The organism is Pantoea deleyi (genome assembly GCF_022647325.1).
GTDB classification, from domain to species: Bacteria; Pseudomonadota; Gammaproteobacteria; order Enterobacterales; family Enterobacteriaceae; genus Pantoea; species Pantoea deleyi.
In genome coordinates this window covers 381,820-399,230 of record NZ_CP071407.1, presented here as the reverse complement: position 1 = coordinate 399,230, position 17,411 = coordinate 381,820, and the positions used below count along the sequence as shown (strand labels likewise).

17 protein-coding genes are annotated in these 17,411 nt (G+C 57.9%); 8 read left to right on the top strand and 9 right to left on the bottom strand.

The window, feature by feature from the left end; genetic code table 11:
- The first annotated feature begins 267 nt into the window (after window positions 1-267).
- Together J1C59_RS21100 and J1C59_RS21095 are read left to right on the top strand one after the other, a co-directional pair.
- The gene (locus tag J1C59_RS21100; RefSeq protein ID WP_128087062.1) at window positions 268-1,188 is read left to right on the top strand and encodes a LysR family transcriptional regulator; all 921 of its coding nucleotides are present in this window, start codon (window positions 268-270) and stop codon (window positions 1,186-1,188) included.
- 129 nt (window positions 1,189-1,317) lie between these two features.
- Window positions 1,318-1,827 (top strand): SRPBCC family protein, encoded by a 510-nt coding sequence (locus J1C59_RS21095; RefSeq protein ID WP_128087044.1) that lies wholly within the window; start codon window positions 1,318-1,320, stop codon window positions 1,825-1,827.
- 75 nt (window positions 1,828-1,902) lie between these two features.
- Here J1C59_RS21095 and J1C59_RS21090 read toward each other — a convergent pair whose 3' ends face one another.
- From J1C59_RS21090 to J1C59_RS21080, 3 genes are all read right to left on the bottom strand, one after another.
- A complete protein-coding gene (locus J1C59_RS21090; protein ID WP_128087045.1) occupies window positions 1,903-3,147 on the bottom strand; it encodes an aromatic amino acid transporter in 1,245 nt (414 codons plus the stop codon).
- Window positions 3,148-3,327: 180 nt separating this feature from the next.
- The gene (locus J1C59_RS21085; RefSeq protein WP_128087046.1) at window positions 3,328-3,720 is read right to left on the bottom strand and encodes a DUF4440 domain-containing protein; all 393 of its coding nucleotides are present in this window, start codon (window positions 3,718-3,720) and stop codon (window positions 3,328-3,330) included.
- Window positions 3,717-5,096, bottom strand: coding sequence for an MFS transporter (locus J1C59_RS21080; protein ID WP_140916921.1), 1,380 nt, complete (start codon window positions 5,094-5,096; stop codon window positions 3,717-3,719). The genes J1C59_RS21085 and J1C59_RS21080 overlap by 4 nt, the downstream gene beginning before the upstream one ends.
- Before the next feature lie 125 nt (window positions 5,097-5,221).
- Between J1C59_RS21080 and J1C59_RS21075 the strand changes: the two genes are divergently transcribed.
- On the top strand, window positions 5,222-6,133 hold the full coding sequence (locus J1C59_RS21075; protein ID WP_128087047.1) for a LysR family transcriptional regulator: 912 nt from the start codon (window positions 5,222-5,224) through the stop codon (window positions 6,131-6,133).
- Window positions 6,134-6,166: 33 nt separating this feature from the next.
- On the opposite strand, the gene J1C59_RS21070 is transcribed toward J1C59_RS21075, so the two are convergent.
- From J1C59_RS21070 to J1C59_RS21060, 3 genes are all read right to left on the bottom strand, one after another.
- Window positions 6,167-6,643, bottom strand: coding sequence for a glutathione peroxidase (locus tag J1C59_RS21070; protein ID WP_128087048.1), 477 nt, complete (start codon window positions 6,641-6,643; stop codon window positions 6,167-6,169).
- A gap of 156 nt (window positions 6,644-6,799) precedes the next feature.
- Window positions 6,800-7,600, bottom strand: coding sequence for an SDR family oxidoreductase (locus tag J1C59_RS21065; RefSeq protein ID WP_128087049.1), 801 nt, complete (start codon window positions 7,598-7,600; stop codon window positions 6,800-6,802).
- Window positions 7,601-8,103: 503 nt separating this feature from the next.
- The gene (locus J1C59_RS21060; protein ID WP_128087050.1) at window positions 8,104-8,820 is read right to left on the bottom strand and encodes a helix-turn-helix transcriptional regulator; all 717 of its coding nucleotides are present in this window, start codon (window positions 8,818-8,820) and stop codon (window positions 8,104-8,106) included.
- An 87-nt stretch (window positions 8,821-8,907) separates the two neighbouring features.
- On the opposite strand from J1C59_RS21060, the gene J1C59_RS21055 reads away from it, so the two are divergent.
- Together J1C59_RS21055 and J1C59_RS21050 are read left to right on the top strand one after the other, a co-directional pair.
- On the top strand, window positions 8,908-9,243 hold the full coding sequence (locus J1C59_RS21055; protein ID WP_242281405.1) for a VOC family protein: 336 nt from the start codon (window positions 8,908-8,910) through the stop codon (window positions 9,241-9,243).
- Window positions 9,244-10,081: 838 nt separating this feature from the next.
- The gene (locus J1C59_RS21050) at window positions 10,082-11,422 is read left to right on the top strand and encodes an MFS transporter (RefSeq protein ID WP_111141993.1); all 1,341 of its coding nucleotides are present in this window, start codon (window positions 10,082-10,084) and stop codon (window positions 11,420-11,422) included.
- Window positions 11,423-11,569: 147 nt separating this feature from the next.
- Here J1C59_RS21050 and J1C59_RS21045 read toward each other — a convergent pair whose 3' ends face one another.
- A complete protein-coding gene (locus J1C59_RS21045; RefSeq protein WP_128087052.1) occupies window positions 11,570-12,490 on the bottom strand; it encodes an AraC family transcriptional regulator in 921 nt (306 codons plus the stop codon).
- Between the two features lie 99 nt (window positions 12,491-12,589).
- On the opposite strand from J1C59_RS21045, the gene J1C59_RS21040 reads away from it, so the two are divergent.
- Window positions 12,590-13,423: an oxidoreductase gene (locus tag J1C59_RS21040; RefSeq protein WP_128087053.1), complete on the top strand. Its 834-nt coding sequence runs from the start codon at window positions 12,590-12,592 to the stop codon at window positions 13,421-13,423.
- Window positions 13,424-13,492: 69 nt separating this feature from the next.
- Here the strand turns inward: J1C59_RS21040 and J1C59_RS21035 are convergent, their stop codons facing one another.
- A complete protein-coding gene (locus J1C59_RS21035; RefSeq protein WP_128087054.1) occupies window positions 13,493-14,443 on the bottom strand; it encodes a hydroxyacid dehydrogenase in 951 nt (316 codons plus the stop codon).
- The gene (locus tag J1C59_RS21030) at window positions 14,443-15,135 is read right to left on the bottom strand and encodes an RraA family protein (RefSeq protein ID WP_111141997.1); all 693 of its coding nucleotides are present in this window, start codon (window positions 15,133-15,135) and stop codon (window positions 14,443-14,445) included. Before J1C59_RS21030 ends, J1C59_RS21035 begins: the two co-directional genes overlap by 1 nt.
- A 172-nt stretch (window positions 15,136-15,307) precedes the next feature.
- Between J1C59_RS21030 and J1C59_RS21025 the strand changes: the two genes are divergently transcribed.
- Window positions 15,308-16,018 (top strand): IclR family transcriptional regulator, encoded by a 711-nt coding sequence (locus J1C59_RS21025; protein WP_111142140.1) that lies wholly within the window; start codon window positions 15,308-15,310, stop codon window positions 16,016-16,018.
- Between the two features lie 395 nt (window positions 16,019-16,413).
- Window positions 16,414-17,394, top strand: a complete 981-nt coding sequence (locus J1C59_RS21020) for a DUF1852 domain-containing protein (RefSeq protein ID WP_128087055.1) — start codon at window positions 16,414-16,416, stop codon at window positions 17,392-17,394.
- Window positions 17,395-17,411 lie beyond the last annotated feature (17 nt).

Sequence of the window (17,411 nt, the reverse complement as noted above, 5' to 3'; positions counted from 1 at the left end):
AGTGGTTATCGGCAGTTCGCCACGGTTTTTGAATCTCCTGAAAATCTTTCATGCCAGAGAGACGAACAACAGAAGAGGGCGTCACAGCGCGGGCATGCCCGAAGCGCGAGGGCCTTTGCCCTGAGCGGCGCTTCCGTCACCGACGTGCATCCGTCAGGTCAGTGATGGCGGGGCGGCCAGCGGGCCAGCCCGGTAAAGCGGATAGACAAGCCCTGCCAGAGTCCGTAGCCTTGATAAGAAAGGTTATTGCTCCCTAAAGAGTCCATGATGAAAAGTGATATCAGCGGGTTGGATCTCAATCTTCTCAAAGCCCTGGATGCGCTGCTCGATGAAGGCAGCGTGACGCGCGCCGCCCGGCGTCTCTCGCTGACGCAGCCTGCCGTCAGCGGTATGCTGACCCGTTTACGAGACTATTTTGACGACCCGCTTTTTGTTCGCAGCAGTCACGGTATGGTGCCGACAAGGCGAGCCACCGAGCTGGCGGGGCCGGTAAAAAATATTCTTACGGATATCGCCGTTCTGGTGAGATCGCCTGACTTTGACCCTGAAACCGCAGAGATGGTCTATTCGATTGCCGCCACCGATTATGCTCTCAGCGCGGTGGTCGTTCCCCTGATCGCCCGGCTGAAAAAGCAGGCGCCCCTTATCCGGATTGCCGTAAGGCCCGTTGATGACGAGCGCATGCATCAGCAGTTGTCCTGTGGCGAACTTGACCTGGCACTGGTAACGCCGCAGACCACGCCCGGCGATCTGCATGCAAGAGCGCTTTTTGAGGAGGAGTATGTCTGTGTCGCGGGCCGTCACCATCCTCTGGCCGCCGCCACGGCAAAAATGACGCTTGAACAGTTCTGCGAACAGGAGCACATCCTGGTTTCAACGGAAGGGCGCTTTGCGGGCGTCACCGACGAGGTGCTGGCGCAGCGGGGTCGTGAAAGGCGGGTGGGCGTGTCGGTAAACAGTTTTCTGGTCGTTCCCGATATTTTGCGCGTGACGGAGATGATGGCGGTAGTACCCGCCCGTCTGGTGCCGATGGACAGCAACCTGGCTGTGATCCCTCTGCCTGTTGCGATTCCGGGTTTTACCAAAAGCATGGCGTGGCATGAACGCACCCATCGCGATCCGGCACATCAATGGATCCGCGCCCTGTGCCTTGAAACAGTCCGTAAACCCTTTCCTGATATAAGTTAACTTATAGAGTTGATCACTAATCGCGATTCGTTTTATTACGCGGGCGGCGGAATAATGGCGGCTGTCGCGTCAGATAGCCTTTACTGATGGCACTGACGCTGCAGAAGATAACCACCGCTGGAGAAAACGATGAATGCGATTTACTGGCCGGAAGGCTATGCGCCTGGCTTCACCGATAACTTTGTTTCAAATGAAATTATTATTGCGGGGCTGGCGGTTGAAACGATCTGGCCTTTACTGAGTCAGCCCTTTCTGTGGCCGGACTATTATAAAAACGCCGCCGATGTCCGCTTTTATGACAGCAAAGGTCCGGAGCTGGAGGACGGGGTGCGTTTCTTTTTCAGCACCTTTGGGTTTCCGGTTGAGGCGCAGGTGGTGGAATGTGTGCCGCCGTCAGAGGGGCAGCCTGCGCGCCTGGCATGGCACGGCTGGTCCGGTAAAGAGAACACGCCTGAGCGTCTGGATGTGCATCATGCCTGGCTGCTGGAGGATCTTCCCGGCAACCGGGTTCGTATCCTGACGCAGGAAACGCAGAAGGGCGCGCCGGCAAAGGCGCTGGCCATCACCCGCCCGAATCCCATGCTGAATGGCCATCAGGAATGGCTCGACGGACTGACTGAGGCGGCAATGAAAAAATGACCGCTTTCCGGAGACGGTGTTAACCGGGGCGACGGGCCCTTCAGCGTGCCAGCATGCTGGCACGTTTTTATGAGATTAAAACACCGGCAGCAGATGAAACTCGCTGAGCGTCCACGAGAGGATATTCAGCACCGCGAAGGTCATGATGATGCCCAGCTGCAGCGGATCCCACCTGCTGCTCTGATAGCCGGAAGCGGGGCGTGCCTTCATCTTCAGATGGAGCATTCCCGGAATAATGACGGCCCAGAGCGTTGCGAGCAGGCCCGCATAGCCGATGGCGGTGACGAATCCATCGGGATAAAGCAGCGACAGACTTAACGGCGGCAGGAAGGTTATCGCCGTGGCTTTGAGGCGGCCCATCCGGGTGGTGGGGATGCTGAAGCGATCGCTGATGTAGTCCACCAGACCGGCGGTGACTCCCACGAAGGAGCAGATAACCGCAAAATGTGAAAACACAGAGAAGAGCAGCGAGAGCCGGGTGGTCACGCCGTCAGGGTTAAACGCCCGCATCAGGGCGGCAATGTCACCGCCCTGTCGGGCGATCTCCGGGAACGCGGAACGGGGCAGGTTGCCCATGGTGCAGACGATCCAGAACAGATAGATAACCAGCGCCATCGCCGTGCCGATGCACAGGCACCGTTTCACCCGGCGGGCATCGCCATCGTAATAGGCGATCAGGCCGGTGATGTTACCGTGATAGCCGAACGAGGCGAGGCAAAAGGGCACGATACCGAGCATATAGGGCCAGTAGGTTCCCGCCGGGTTATCGCTATCCAGCAGGTAATCGCTGTTCACGGTCGTCAGTAATCCGCCAAACAACGCCAGCAGCAGCACGATTTTGGCGATGAGCAGAACCGACATGATCCGGCCTATGCTGCTGGTTCCCAGCCAGACGATAGCGGCAACCGTCACGCCCAGGATGATTTTTGCGTCTGAAGATGAGACGCTGAGGCCGGTCAGGGCGCTCAGTGAGTGCTCGTAAACCGGCCCGGTAGCGGAAATATAGGCATAGGTCAGAATGCCCAGCACAAACATCAGGCTCAGGCCGTTGATCTCCGCCCAGCCGCGACCTGACAGGTCACGGACGATTCTGTCATAGCCGGTTTCCAGCGGATAGTGCTGGCTGACGCGCTGAAACAGCAGGCCACTGATCAGCATACTGATCCAGCTGAACGCCAGTATCAGCAACGACCAGCCAAACCAGGCGCCCGCCATCACAACCGGCAGGATGAACATTCCTGCACCAACCACCGTGCCGCAAATGATGGTCGCTCCCCAGAATACCGAAGGGGAACGCCCCGTAATTGCACTGTCTGACATGTGGGTTTCCTGAAGCGTTAAAGTGAGCGCAGAAGAATAGCGTTATTCGCCAGGGTATGGCGAATTAACTTGCGATCTTCTTCCGGTTATCTGTTCAGAAACAGGTCAACTTCGCCGTTCAGAGGTCAGTATGCAGGCGATCGTGTTAACCGGCGTCCGCATGCCGCCGGTTACGCAAAATCAGTGCGGGAGTGAGGTCTCGTGCAGGTGACGCCAGAGGAGTTCATCATCTCTGTTGACGTCGAACACCACCGTGGAGAAGCGCAGCGTCGGGGGCTGATCCGGCAGGCGCTGTAACTCTTTATAGACAACCGTTGCGCTCTTTTCGCCCTCAGCAATGATCCGCATATCGCTGATTTCAATCTCCAGACCAACGCGGGCGCCGCGCTGTGTGCGGAAGAACGAGGTCAGGGTCGTGATGTCCAGCATACCGCCGCCAGGCGTTACCATCGAAAAAGCGGGGCTGAAACGCGCCAGAAGCTGGTCACAGATTTCATTCTTTGCCGCGTGGTTGCCCAGCCACGCCCTGATTAAGTTATGGGCATCCAGGACTTCCTGAAAATAGCGATTCATTGTGACTCCCCGTTAAGCATAATTATTACTCTGTGATTAGCGATGCGCAGGGCGCACAGCAGCGGGATTGCCGCACTGCAGGCCGCAATCGCAAAGCAGAGTTGATAGGCGTGTTGCGGGGCCATCCCCGCGTTCGCCAGAAGATTGAACAGCAGGCTGACCAGCGTCACACCAAGGCAGAAACTGAGCTGGCGATTGATGTTCCACAGGGCGCTGGCATCCGCCAGATCGCGATCGTCGATCTGTATAAACGCCGCACTTTGCGCCGTGCTGCTGCAGAGGCTGCCCCCGAATCCCATCAGCGTGAAGGCCAGCAGGCAGAGCGGGGTGTCCGCTGCCTGCTCCGTCAGCGCCAGCAGGCCCATCCCCGCCGCCTGTGCCAGGCATCCGGCAATCAGCAGCGGTCGCGGCCCCCGGCGGTTGAACGTTCTGCCCGTCAGGCTGATAGCGGCAAAAGAGGCCAGCGACCACGGCAGCATCAGCGCACCCGCGACGCTGGCGGCCATACCCAGCTGATTCTGCAGATAAAGCATGGCGATCACACTCACGCCGGTAAACACGCCAGGGATGAACTGATAGATCAGCATCGCGGTGTGAAATAGCGGGTCCTTCACCAGTCGCAGGTTCAGGAGAGGTCGGCTCTTTCTGCACGCGTTTCTGACATACCCGGCCAGCACGACCAGTCCGGCCAGCAGCATCAGCGCGCCCTCCCCAGGCCGCGCCGCCTCACCCAGCGCGGTCAGGCTGAGAAGGATCAGCGTGAGCGCGGCACTCCCGCCGAGAAACCCAGTGAGGTCCAGCGGATCGGTTTTCGCCGTCGGGCGATCCGGTTTCAGCCACCATGCCGCCAGCATAAAGGCCATTACCGCCAGGGGCAGGCTGACAAGAAACACTCCACGCCAGCTGAGATGCTCGACCAGTACGCCTCCCAGAGCGGGCGAGAGTGCCGGTGCCAGCAGGGCAACCAGCATCACTACGGATGAGAGTCTGGCGCGCTCATGGTTCTGGTAAAGGGCATAGGTCAGCGTCTGACCGATCGGAATCAGCAGTCCGCCGCCGATCCCCTGCAGCCAGCGCCAGGCGATGAGGTGTGAAATCGATGCGGCTGCACTCACTCCGCAGGTACTGACGATAAAAATGAGCAGTGAGAGCATAAACAGACGCCGGGCGCCCAGGCGGCCAGCCAGCCAGCGGCTCAGAGGAATCACCAGGGTCAGCCCCAGAATGTAGCCGTTACTGATCCACGCCAGCTGGCTGACCGGGGCATCGAAGTGTCGGCCAATCTCCGGGTAGGCGACGCTGGCGATAAACATGTTCACCAAATCGATAAAAAATCCCAGCAGATAAACGCTGGCGACACGGACGCGATAGGTCATTTTGATTCCGGTAGCGGGAGGCTGTGGCGCGCAGTATAGGCGTGACGACGAACGGGATAAATTCGCTTCCGGTTGTTACACTGTCAAAAATATTTTGACAATCAGCCAGCGCAAAGGAGAGGGCAATGATCAATATGCAACGGCTGGGGATATTCGTCGCGGTGGCGGAAGCGGGCAGTTTTACCGGTGCGGCGCAGACGCTGGGGCTGACCAAAGCGGTGGTCAGTTTTAACGTCAGGCAGCTTGAGCAAGAGCTGGGTGTCTCGCTGCTCATCAGGAGTACCCGCCGTGTTTCAACCACCGATACCGGTGAACGGTTTTATCATCGCTGCCTTCAGCTGCTGCAGGATGCGGAAAGCGTGCTGGAGGATGTCCGCAGCGATCACGCAGGGTTAAGCGGACTGCTCAGGATCACGACGACGCCCGAGTATGGCGCCCGCGTGGTTGTTCCGGCGCTGGCCGCCTTTGCCGCTATTCATCCGCAGTTGCGCATCCAGCACGTTTCGTCATCTCAGAATGACGATCTGATTGCCGGTCGCTTTGATGTCGCGATCCGGCTCGGTCAGCTGGCCGATTCAAATCATCACGCCCGGCTTATCGATCAGTTCGCGATTCTGACCGTGGCGGCACCAGGCTATCTCGACACGCTGGCAGGGGCTGCCATCCGGGACCTGACACAGCTCGCGTCGGCAGACTGGATTGCGCACAGCCGCTTAGCGACGCCGCTAAGCTGGCAGGTGATCACGCCTGTCGGAGAAAGTGTGCTCTTCAGCGCCCGTCATCCCGCCATGATCACGGCAGACAGTGCCTCTTCGCTGCTGGCTTTTGCTCTGGCGGGGGCGGGTGTGGCTCTCCTGCCCGCCTGGCTGGTGCAGGATGAAATAAACCGCGGCAGGCTGACGCATGTGCTGCCCGATCATCTCTTTCCGCGCCAGGGGATCTACGCCCTCTACCCCAATACCCGCCATGTGCCGGAGAAGGTGCGCGCCTTTATCGATTTTCTGAGCGATCGTTCCGGTGCGGCGGAGAGGGCGTGATCAGGCGGCGGCGATACCCGCCGTCTGTCCGGATTAAAGGGCCGCCTTAATCGCCGCGTCCATCTTTTCCGGCGGGGTGATCGGTGCGAAACGCCTGAGCGGCTGACCATCGCGACCGATTAAAAACTTCGTGAAGTTCCACTTAATCCGACCGCCCAGGACGCCGGGTAACGCCGTTTTCAGATAGCGAAACAGCGGATGCGCCGACGCGCCATTGACCTCGACTTTGGCGAACATCGGAAAACTGACTCCGTAGTTGATGTGGCAGGTCTGCGCGATCTCGTCGGCACCGCCAGGCTCCTGTTTACCAAACTGATTACAGGGGAACCCCAGAATCACCAGGCCCTGATCGGCATACTTTTTATATAGCGTTTCCAGGCCCGCATACTGCGGCGTGAATCCACATTTGCTGGCGGTATTCACCACCAGCACTACCCTGTCAGCGAAGTCGGCCATCGTGACAGGCTGGCCATCCAGGCGGGTGGCGGTGAATTGATAAAAGGGCGACATACCATAATCCTCAGAGCATAATCCGTATTGCGTCAACCATAACACAGTGAGCGCAGCCGCCGTTCAGCTGAACGCCCCTGCGGGCTGCCTGGCAGGCGGGCGAAAAGAGGCGCTCTCCGCCCGCCTGAACGCGACCCCAGGCACAGGGTCAGGGGATTAGCCGTTGTCGCGGAAGCCGGGATAGAGGCTCATTCCGCCATCAATAAACAGCGTGGTGCCATGCACGTAGTCGGACAGGTCACTGGCCAGCCACACGACCGCATTAGCCACATCTTCCGCGTCGCCGATGCGGCCATAGGGGATCAGTTTCAGCAGTTCTTTGCCTGCCTCGCCCTGCGTAGTGTCTTCATTGATTGCGGTGGCGATCGCGCCCGGTGCGATACCGTTAACGCGGATGCGCTCTTCACCTACCTCCTGCGCCAGGGTCTGCATCAGCAGATCCACGCCCCCTTTGGAGGCGGCGTAATTGACATGGCCCGCCCACGGAATGCGCTGGTGCACCGAACTCATATGGATAATTTTGCCCGCCGCGCGGCTGATCTGCGTGTCGTGGTTCTGTTTGCGGAACTGGCGCAACGCGGCGCGTGCGCAGAGAAACTGGCCGGTCAGATTCACGTCAATGACGGTGTTCCAGTCTTCAAGAGTCATCTCGATGGAGGGCGCATCTTTCTGGAGGCCGGAGTTGGCGACCAGGATATCCAGCCTGCCAAATTCCGCGATCGTCTGGCTGAAAAGGGCGTCAACGTCCGCCTCTTTCGACACGTCGCCCTTCACGGCGATGGCCTGGCCTCCCGCTGCGCGGATTTTTTCAACCAGTTCCTCGGCCGGTTCTGCCTGACGATGGTAGTTCACCACCACACTGGCTCCTGCCCTGGCGAGTCCTTCTGCACAGGCATAGCCGAGGCCAGAGCTGGCGCCGGTGACCAGTGCAACCTGGTTTTCGAGTGATAAGATCATGAGGCTTCCTTTATTGGCAGATGATGAGCTTCATTAACCCGGCTGGCGTTATCCAGGGCATAAACGTCGATGCTTCGCTGACATGACGTTCAGTTACCCTGACGCTGGCTGACGCGCGCTCCGGGGCTGAGTCACTGAATTATAGATGCGAAGTCGGGGGTTGGCCGTTATCCTCGGGGTAAGGAGGATTAGCGCGAGACAGTAAGCGGCAGAAAGGCGCGACGAATATGAAGCCCGGACGGGCGGCAATCAGAGAATGCAGCCTGAGGGACAAGGTCGCTTGCGCACCCGTACTCCCCTCGTCTTGTGAAAAGCTCAGGAGCAGTCCGGCTGCACAAGTGCTCTTTCTGGCATGTAACCCGGGGAATAACTGTTCTGCCCCGCAAGTCATACGGCCTTATCTCAATGCGAAAAAGCCCGGGGCGGTCATAAGGCGCTGACTTTTTTCCATGCCGCTAAATTGTGACAGGGCCAGCTCCGCTTCCTTACCCGCGCCGGGCGTTTCACGGAGAGGGCTTAACGTGAATATCCCGCCCTGCCTGACGCCACATGCTAATGAGTTTGTTTCTGGGATGCGGATAGCAGTTCTGCAGAAGGTCCAACTCATCTAACCGGCTGACGTCGAAATGACGAAAATCATTCCGGAGCTCGCACCAGGCTGCAAGAATAATTTCACCAGAGAAGTAGCCTATCGCAAAAGGCCAGATCACTCTTTCACTCACGTGGCCCGAACGATCGGTATAAACCGCCCGGACTTTTAATCGTTGTCTTATAGCGCGTCGGATCAGGGGCGGAGCGGGCAGTACCTTGCTGGAAGGTGCTGCTTTTCCCACCAGCAATGTCGAATTTCCGAAGAGTGTCTGTAATTCGTCGGGAAGACCCTGGCTGACCTTGCCTTTTACTTCTGAGGCGGCTTTCGCAATCCCGGCGTCACCATACATCTGCACCCAGCGTAAGCCCAGCGCCAGAGCGTCTAACTGCTCCGGAGTGTACATCAGAGGGGGTAAAAGATAGCCCCGCGAAAGAATAAATCCTGTTCCTGCTTCACCCTGTATGTCAGCGCCCTGCATCCGCAGGGCCGCGATGTCACGGTAAAGGGTGCGCAGGCTGACAGAAAGTTCCGCAGCCAGTTGGTGCCCGCTTATTGGGTAGCGATGCTGATAAAGAATTTCCATCAGCGTGAGTAAGCGCCCCGCTCGCTGAGGTCCTGATGCTGACATGTTTTGTCACTGCTCCCTGCCATAGTGATCTCTCACCCATCTGAATGAGACATGCACAGAATGATACCGAATCTCTGGATACTGTACGTGGCAAATCCACCTGCCAGCAGTGAGTTTTATCAGCGCCTGTTCAATAAGGCGCCTGACATTGTACTTCCGACGTGGGCGGCGTTTTCTTTCGACAACGGTCTGAATCTCGGATTGTGGTCGACGTCCGCCCCAGATTTTATCTCCTGTGGACAAGGTAGCCGCACTGAACTGAGTTTTATGGTTGAGGATGCGCAGACCGTAGAGGCGTTGTATCAGCGATGGACAGACGCAGGCGTCAGGATGGAGCAGCAACCCGGCCAGGCTGTTTTCGGGTTAACTTTTGTCACGCTCGACCCTGACGGGCACCGCATTCGTGTCTGCATTCCGGACTAATGAGAGTCTGCCGCCTTCGCGCAGAACGTTATGATGCGAAGGCGGTATCATCGCTGGCGCCAGCACCCGCTTATTGATTCTGTGAAAGAGTTTCAGTCAACGTGGATCATTACCGGCGTTTAAAGCCCGGCCGATTCCACACCCGGTAAAGATGGAGTCAACAACGTTATCAGTAATGAACCAGTCCGCCATCGACGGCGTACTGACTGCCAGTAACGAATGGTAAACCCGGCGGGTAAGACCGCGATCGACAAAGATCAGCTTATTCGCCGAGCCAGAGACATCGATCTTACCATTCGCCAGTTAAAACTGTTCAGCAGTGGACTCAGACATATTGCCCGCTGTACAGAACAGGATCACACCCAATGTAAAGAGTTCCGGAGCGTGATCGCGAAAGGAAACCGGCTGATCCGTTAGCGAACTCTCACCATATTGGCCTGTTCTGCGATTCTGCACTCTGCGTGCAGACTCTGAGATGAGCCGCCCTGTCATCCCGACTAAGCCGACGTTTGCGGCTTCACTCTCTAAAGCCTTTATTTGCGTAAAGCGGCACTGAGATGAGATTTCACGCCAGAGACAAACATAAGGTTATCTCCTCCCGCAACACACCCTCCCTTGTACGCTGCTCCCCGCAACCCTCGGCAACGACACGCTCGTCACATAAAATAAAACTGGTGTGTACTTTTTTGTGACAACTGACACAACCTGATTACATCTTCCGGCGGAGAAGCAGTTTTATCGTGATAATGGTTTTACTGAGTACATCGATGTTTTACAGAGTACAACAAGGCGTCTGGCGTCACACACGCAGGGCGATGACAAAATTGTGAGGATCATCATGTCTGAAAAACAGCACATCACGACATTCTCTGCCGATATCGAGCAGCAGACCGTTAAAAAGGTGGTCTGGCGCATTTTGCCTTTTCTGATCGTCTGTTATCTGATTGCCATTATCGACCGCGGTAATATCGGCATGGCGTCATTGCAGATGAACGAAGATCTGGGCCTGTCAAAGGCGGTGTTTGGTCTGGCGAGTAGCCTGTTTTTCGTCGGTTACTTTCTGTTTGAAGTGCCCAGTAACCTGGCGATGCAGAAAATCGGGGCGAAAATCTGGATCTCCCGCATCATGGTGTCGTGGGGCGTCATCTCGGTCTGTACGGCGTTTGTGGAGAGCGCCAACACGCTCTATGTTCTGCGCTTTTTACTGGGTGCCGCAGAGGCCGGATTCTTCCCTGGCGTAATTCTCTATCTGACCTACTGGATCCCCGGTAAATACCGTGCGCGTGTGATTGCCACCTTCATGGTCGCGATCCCGGCGGCAAACTTTATCGGCTCGCCGATTTCGGGTCTGATTCTGTCGCTCGATGGCTGGTATGGCCTGCGCGGCTGGCACTGGTTGTTTATCCTGGAAGGGATCCCGGCCGTGATTCTGGGCATCGCCGCCTTCTTCTTACTCAGTAATCGTCCCTCCAACGCCAGCTGGCTGAACGAGGAGCAGAAAGCCTGGCTGAACGCGACGCTGGATGCTGAAAACGCGAAGAAAAAAGCGATTGGCCATATCTCGCTGTGGCAGCTGCTGCGTCACAAACATATCTGGGTGATGGCGCTGATTTACGCTGGCGCGTCTGCGGCGGGTTCTACGCTGAGCGTCTGGTCTCCGCAACTGCTTAAATCCTATGGTCTGGATAACCTCACTACCGGATTAGTGAATGCGATTCCATATGGTCTGGCGTCGATTCTGATGATCGTCTGGGGCAGAAGTTCTGACCGCAGCGGTGAGCGTCGCTGGCATACCGCGTTGACCCTGTTCCTGATCGCGGGTGGTCTGCTGTCGGCCTTTATCACCAACAGCCTGACCGGCAGCGTCGTGATCCTGTCGCTGGTTCTGATCGGTGCCTACTCCATGAAAGGGCCGTTCTGGGCGCTGGCATCCGGCTGGATGTCCTCAACCACGGCGGCGGCAGGGCTGGCTGCGATTGGGGCGATGGCAAACCTGATCGGCGGCGGATTGATGGTCAACGTCTACGGCATCATCAATCAGGCGACCGGCAGCCATACGCTGGCGATGGTGCCGCTGGCAATTCTCTGTGGCATCGGCGGTATCGCGGTGCTGATTATGGGCCGAAAAAAAGAGCTGACCATTAACGTCGAAAATGGCGCTTCGCCGGTAAGCAAATAACCTCAGCCCCTGCAGACGCGCGGGAAAGCGTCTGCAGGGAGATTCCGCACGCCACTCCGCATCGCCACCTCACCGAAAACCCAGCCTGCAATAATGCCCCGGCCACGCTCTGATAGCCTGTCGGACAGACGCTATCCCCCGTTCATGCTAATGCGAAGAGACATACGCCGAGACCGGCGGCGCAGCCGGAAAGGCGAAGTGACGCTGCATTCTTCGGATCTCTTCTGCCGGTGGCAGCCCAAACAGCCGTTTGAACTCGCGACTGAACTGAGAGGGGCTCTCATAGCCCACGGCATAGCCTGCGGCGGCGGCGGTCAGCTGCTGACGAACCATCAGCATCCGTGCCTGATGGAGGCGAACCGATTTCACATACTGCATCGGCGCCTGCTGGGTTATCGCCTTAAAATGGAGATGAAAGGTTGGCACGCTCATCCCGGTTTCTTTCGCCAGTTGCCCGAGCGTCAGCGGCGCGGCGTAATGCGCATGGATGTGCTGCAGGGCTTTGCCGATCCTGCCGAAGTGACCCTGTAACGACAGGGCGGCGCGCATCGCGTTTCCCTGCGCACCCGTTAGCACGCGGTAATAGAGTTCGCGCAACCGGCAACGCCCCAGGATGGCGGCGTCCGCCGGGTTGTCCAGCACCTCCAGTAAGCGCAGCATCGCCGTTTTTACCCCCGCATCCATCCGGCTCGACATCATGCTTTGCGGTGCGTCACCCGCGAGGGGCGCGCCCTGCTGGTCGATCTCGATCATCAGCTCTGCCGCCAGCCGGAAATCAAGATGGAGATACAGCGCCAGCAACGGACGCGCCTCAGAAGCATCGGTTTCCATCGTAAAGGGCACCGGAACCGAGACGGCCAGATAGTGCTGCTCATCATACAGATAGGTCTTCTGACCAAAATAGCCGCGCTTGCTTCCCTGGCAGACAAAGACGATCCCCGGATCGTAAAGCACCGGCGTTTTATCAAGCGGCCGGTTGGCCCGTAAAATCCGCACGTCGGGCAGCGTCGTCAGGTTGTAGCCCTCATGCTCAGCAAGCGCCTTTACCCGTGTAATCATGTCGGTCATCGCTGTTCCTCATAAGATCAGGCAAGGAAAGGAGAAGATCCGGCCTGAAAATCCGTCAGGTTTGAGAATAACATGCAATTTTTAACCGCAGGAGGAATCATGATGTCAGCAAAAACGATTCTGATTACCGGCGTCAGCAGTGGATTTGGTCTTGCTCTGGCGAAGGAGGCGCTGCTCGCAGGCCACCGGGTGATCGGGACGGTGCGCAGCCCTGAAGCATTACAGGATTTCAGGGCGCTGGATCCGGACCGGGCTTTGGGTTACCTGCTTGATGTCACCGACACCGATCGCATCGCCGGGGTGGTGGAGGAGGCGGAGCGTGCCGCCGGGCCGGTGGATGTGCTGGTGAACAACGCCGGATACGGGCATGAGGGCATTCTGGAAGAGTCGCCGCTGGCAGAGATGCGCCGTCAGTTTGAGGTGAACGTGTTTGGCGCGGTGGCGATGATCAAAGCGCTGCTGCCCGGCATGCGCGAGCGCCGTCGCGGGCACATCATCAATATCACCTCAATGGGCGGTTTCATTACCCTGCCGGGGATCAGCTATTACTGTGGCAGCAAATTCGCGCTGGAAGGGATATCTGAAACGCTAAGTAAAGAACTCGCGCCGTTCAACATTCATGTGACTGCTGTTGCACCCGGCTCCTTCCGCACTGACTGGGCAGGACGATCCATGAGCCGCACGCCGCGCACTATCCCGGACTATGACGCGCTATTCGATCCTATCCGCCACGCCCGCCAGGCGAAAAGCGGGCATCAGCAGGGGGATCCCGTTAAAGCGGCGCACGCCATGCTGACACTGATGGCGAGTCCGGCTCCGCCTGTACATCTGTTGCTGGGCAGCGATGCGCTGGACCTGGTACGGCAGAAAATAGCGGCGCTGAGTGAGGAGATCACGCAGTGGGAAGAGGTCACGCTCTCTACCGGGGGATAGGCCATTCCGGCGCGTGGAGAAGGGGTAAACCCAACCCGCGCGCGCCGTGCGCAGGCCGGGCACCCGCGATCAGGAAACCGGCGTCTCTTTTTTCAGCGGCGCCGCCAGTGCGTTCAGGATATTGCCGGCCGCCACGGTGCCCATCTTCACGTAGGAGTTGTCGCTGACGCCGCCGATGTGTGGCGACAGAATGACATTCTCAACCTGCTGCCAGATGTGCGGGGCTGCCAGCGGCTCGGTGGTGAAGCTGTCCAGTGCCGCCCAGGCCAGGGTGCCGTTGTTCAGTGCCGCTAACAGCGCCTGGTCGTCGATCAATCCTCCGCGCGCCGTGTTCACCAGGATGGCGCCCGGTTTAAACAGGGCCAGTTTCTCGGCATTGATCATCTGCCGGGTCTGTTCGGTCAGCGGGCAGTGCAGCGAAATCACATCGGCCTGTTGCAGCAGTGCGTCCAGCGAGGCGGATTCACACTCATCCGGAAAGCTACTGGCGAAAGGATCATAGGCGATCACCTTCATTCCGAATGCGCGTCCGATGCGGGCCACGCGGCCGCCGATCGCGCCCAGGCCCACCAGCCCCAGCGTTCTGCCTTCCAGCTCAACGGATTTATGCGTGGATTTGTCCCAGTAGCCCTGGCGCATCCGCTGATCGAGCGTCAGTACCGATTTGGCGCAGGCCAGAATCAAGGCCCAGGCATGCTCCGCAACGGCCGCGGCGTTGGCACCCGGCGCGGACGCCACCCGGATATCACGTTCCGCCGCCGCCTGCTGGTCGATAACGTCAATGCCGCTGCCATGTTTGGAGATGACCCGCAGAGCGGGTGCGGCATTCATGATACGGGCGTTAATTTTGCCGTAACGCACCAGAATCGCCACCGGATTATGCTGCTGGCAGAGCTGGATCAGGCTCTGTTCATCGGGTTGCTGACCCGCGTAAACGATCCGGTAATCGCTGAGCATACTGAGCGCCTGCGGTGCCAGGTCAACGCCTGTCACCAGAATCACGGGTTGTGAGGTGGTCATCAGAGTGCCTCCCCGTCCGCCAGCATGCCCGCGCTGCGCAGGGCTTTCTCTAACCAGGGCGCGCGCAGGTCGCCATCACGGATCGCCGCGATACGGCCGGTTTCGAAATCCAGCTTTTTCTGTGCCAGCGCCAGCAGGGCCGGAACGGATTCACGCGGCAGGACCACCACGCCATCGATGTCACCAATGATCAGATCGCCGGGCTGAATAGCGGCACCCGCAACTGAAACCGGCTGATTGACCTGACCCGCGATCGATTTTGTCGGACCACAGGGGTTCAGACCCGCCGCGAACACCGGGAAGCCGTTTGCGCTCAGGGCATCGGCGTCACGCACCGCACCATCGATGATAATGCCCGCAATGCCGGAGGCTTCCGCCTGCGTCGACATAATTTCGCCAATCAGCGCGCAGCTGATGTCGCCTTTGCCGTCGACGACGATCACATCGCCGGGCTGCGCAATCGCCAGCGCGGCGTGGATCGCCAGGTTATCCCCCGGTCTTACCTCAACGGTGATCGCCGGACCGGCCACTTTCATGGTGGGCGAAACGGGTTTAACGCGTCCATGCAGCGTGCCGCGTCGTCCGGCGACATCGGCGAGTATTGCGGCCTGGAACTGAGCCGCCTGTTTTACGAGCTCCGGCGCGATACGGATAATGTCGCGCGTGATGAAAGTACTCTCTGCATGAGACATAGATAATCCTCGCTTGTTTCACCAGGTACAACTAAGTTGTACAATATAAAACAACTATAGCGATGTTAAATCCGATCGCACCAGTGTTAAGCGTTCATTTGTGATGTAAATACGATGTGAATCACAAATTGCGCGGTAAACTGCCTGCCGTCGCAAACAGGAGGACGTACTGATGGGAAATGAAGGCGTAATCGCCGTAGAAAAAGCGCTGGCGCTGCTGGACTGTTTTAAACCGGGCGAGGAGGCATTGACGCTGACCGCGCTCGCGCAGCTTTCGGGCTATCATAAAACCACGGTTTATCGTCTGATGAACTCACTGGAGCGGATGAACTATGTCATCCGCCGCGACACGGGCGTTTATACCCTCGGGCCCCGGCTGCTCTATCTGGGTAAACTCTATGAGCAATCCTTCCATCTGGCCAGCGTGGTTCAGCCTGAACTGCATGCGCTGGCCGCCGCCACCGGCGAGAGTGCGACCTGGTATGTCATCGAAAACGGTCAGCGGCTCTGTCTGTTCAGGGCCGAGCCGTCCGAAGGGCTGCGGGAAACGCGGCTGCCCGGCACCTTTCTGCCGCTGGATAACTCCGCGATCGGGCAGGTCCTGCGTCACTGGGGACAGAATGAAGCCCTGTTTGACGCCACGCCTGCGCTGCCGTTGTTCACCTCCGGCATCCGCGACCCCCATATCGCCTCGCTGTCCCTGCCGGTCTTTGGCGAAGGTGACAGGCTGCTTGCGGCGCTGGCGCTCACCGGGCCAGCCTCACGGCTTACGGAGTCGAAGCGTGAAAGCGGGCTGGGCCAGCTCATGCGGGAGACCGCCTGCCGGCTCTCACTGAAATCCGGCGCCCGGAAAGTGATGTGTGAGCAGTTTTATCAGGTTTAACGGTCGCGCTTTGCGCTGAGCCTGTTGCACAGGGCCGGGCTGCCGGGCGCAGGCCTGCGGGGTTGAGCGTCTGCGTTCACGTACCGTCTAGCCCGCTGATGTGAGCGTTCTGCACGCCGCAGGCCGGGCCTGCCAGCCCTTTCTTTACTGCCCGGCGCGTGAGATCTTCCGCGCGGCGCAGAAGGCTGGCCGCGCCTGCGAGGCTGGCAGATGAAAAAATTCCCGCATCACGCTGCCAACATGAATTTCCTTCATGTTCGTTGAAAATTGATCACTTTTTTTCAACTCCGGGTTGAGGCATAAAGTAAGAATTGTTAATAACTTTGTGTCATATGACCGTTTGTTAAGGGAAATAGCCCACGACGTTCATATCAGCGAGCAGGATACCGACAGCGATGAATACTTTAGCCTTTACCCTCAAGCGCATTCGTTTCGACGAAAACTATAATCCTTCGAAAAATACGCGGGCGACGACTAACTTCGCTAACTTAGCGCGTGGCGAAAAACGTCAGGAGAATCTGCGTAACGCCCTGGCGATGATCAACAATCGCTTTAACGCACTGGCAAACTGGGATAACCCGAAAGCCGACCGGTACACTGTCGAACTGGATATTATCTCGGCGGAGCTGAACCTCTCAGCGGGTGGTGCGGGTGAATCCTTCCCGGCGATTGAGATTCTGAAAACGCAGATCGTCGATCATCACACCGGGCAGCGCATCGAAGGCATCGTGGGCAATAACTTCTCCTCCTACGTGCGTGATTACGATTTCAGCGTGGTGCTGGCGGAATATAACAAGGGCCAGACGGCGTTCAGTACGCCGGAGGACTTCGGCCAGCTGCACGGTAACATCTTCAAAAGCTTTGTTAACTCGGCGGTCTATAAAGAGAACTTCAGCAAATCTCCGGTTATCTGCCTGAGCGTGTCAAGTAAGAACACCTATGTGCGCACCGGGAATCAGCATCCGGTGCTGGGAATCGAATACCAGCAGGATGCGCCTTCGCTGACTGACTTCTACTTCGGAAAAATGGGCCTGAAGGTGCGCTTCTTTATGCCGCAGGGCAGCGTCGCGCCGCTGGCGTTCTATTTCCACGGCGATCTGCTCAGTGATTACACCAATCTTGAGCTGATCAGCACCATCAGCACCATGGAAACGTTCCAGAAGATCTATCGCCCGGAAATTTATAACGCGAACTCTGCAGCCGGACAGTGCTACCAGCCGACGCTGCAGCATCAGGACTATTCGCTTACCCGTATTGTTTACGATCGCGAAGAGCGCAGCCGTCTGGCGGTTGAGCAGGGCAGATTTACTGAGACACACTTTATTAAGCCGAATCAGACGCTGCTCTCACAATGGTCTGCTGAATCCGTTCTTTGATTAATTAAACAGAAATA

Excerpts from the sequence above, each read along its gene's own strand:
- J1C59_RS21040 (WP_128087053.1), top strand. The coding sequence starts at position 12,590 with ATGATGTCAGCAAAAACGATTCTGATTACCGGCGTCAGCAGTGGATTT.
- J1C59_RS21085 (WP_128087046.1), bottom strand. The coding sequence starts at position 3,720 with ATGAATCGCTATTTTCAGGAAGTCCTGGATGCCCATAACTTAATCAGG.
- J1C59_RS21050 (WP_111141993.1), top strand. The coding sequence starts at position 10,082 with ATGTCTGAAAAACAGCACATCACGACATTCTCTGCCGATATCGAGCAG.
- J1C59_RS21095 (WP_128087044.1), top strand. The coding sequence starts at position 1,318 with ATGAATGCGATTTACTGGCCGGAAGGCTATGCGCCTGGCTTCACCGAT.
- J1C59_RS21065 (WP_128087049.1), bottom strand. The coding sequence starts at position 7,600 with ATGATCTTATCACTCGAAAACCAGGTTGCACTGGTCACCGGCGCCAGC.
- J1C59_RS21060 (WP_128087050.1), bottom strand. The coding sequence starts at position 8,820 with ATGTCAGCATCAGGACCTCAGCGAGCGGGGCGCTTACTCACGCTGATG.
- J1C59_RS21070 (WP_128087048.1), bottom strand. The coding sequence starts at position 6,643 with ATGTCGCCCTTTTATCAATTCACCGCCACCCGCCTGGATGGCCAGCCT.
- J1C59_RS21030 (WP_111141997.1), bottom strand. The coding sequence starts at position 15,135 with ATGTCTCATGCAGAGAGTACTTTCATCACGCGCGACATTATCCGTATC.
- J1C59_RS21100 (WP_128087062.1), top strand. The coding sequence starts at position 268 with ATGAAAAGTGATATCAGCGGGTTGGATCTCAATCTTCTCAAAGCCCTG.
- J1C59_RS21035 (WP_128087054.1), bottom strand. The coding sequence starts at position 14,443 with ATGACCACCTCACAACCCGTGATTCTGGTGACAGGCGTTGACCTGGCA.
- J1C59_RS21075 (WP_128087047.1), top strand. The coding sequence starts at position 5,222 with ATGATCAATATGCAACGGCTGGGGATATTCGTCGCGGTGGCGGAAGCG.
- J1C59_RS21090 (WP_128087045.1), bottom strand. The coding sequence starts at position 3,147 with ATGTCAGACAGTGCAATTACGGGGCGTTCCCCTTCGGTATTCTGGGGA.
- J1C59_RS21020 (WP_128087055.1), top strand. The coding sequence starts at position 16,414 with ATGAATACTTTAGCCTTTACCCTCAAGCGCATTCGTTTCGACGAAAAC.
- J1C59_RS21045 (WP_128087052.1), bottom strand. The coding sequence starts at position 12,490 with ATGACCGACATGATTACACGGGTAAAGGCGCTTGCTGAGCATGAGGGC.
- J1C59_RS21080 (WP_140916921.1), bottom strand. The coding sequence starts at position 5,096 with ATGACCTATCGCGTCCGTGTCGCCAGCGTTTATCTGCTGGGATTTTTT.
- J1C59_RS21025 (WP_111142140.1), top strand. The coding sequence starts at position 15,308 with ATGGGAAATGAAGGCGTAATCGCCGTAGAAAAAGCGCTGGCGCTGCTG.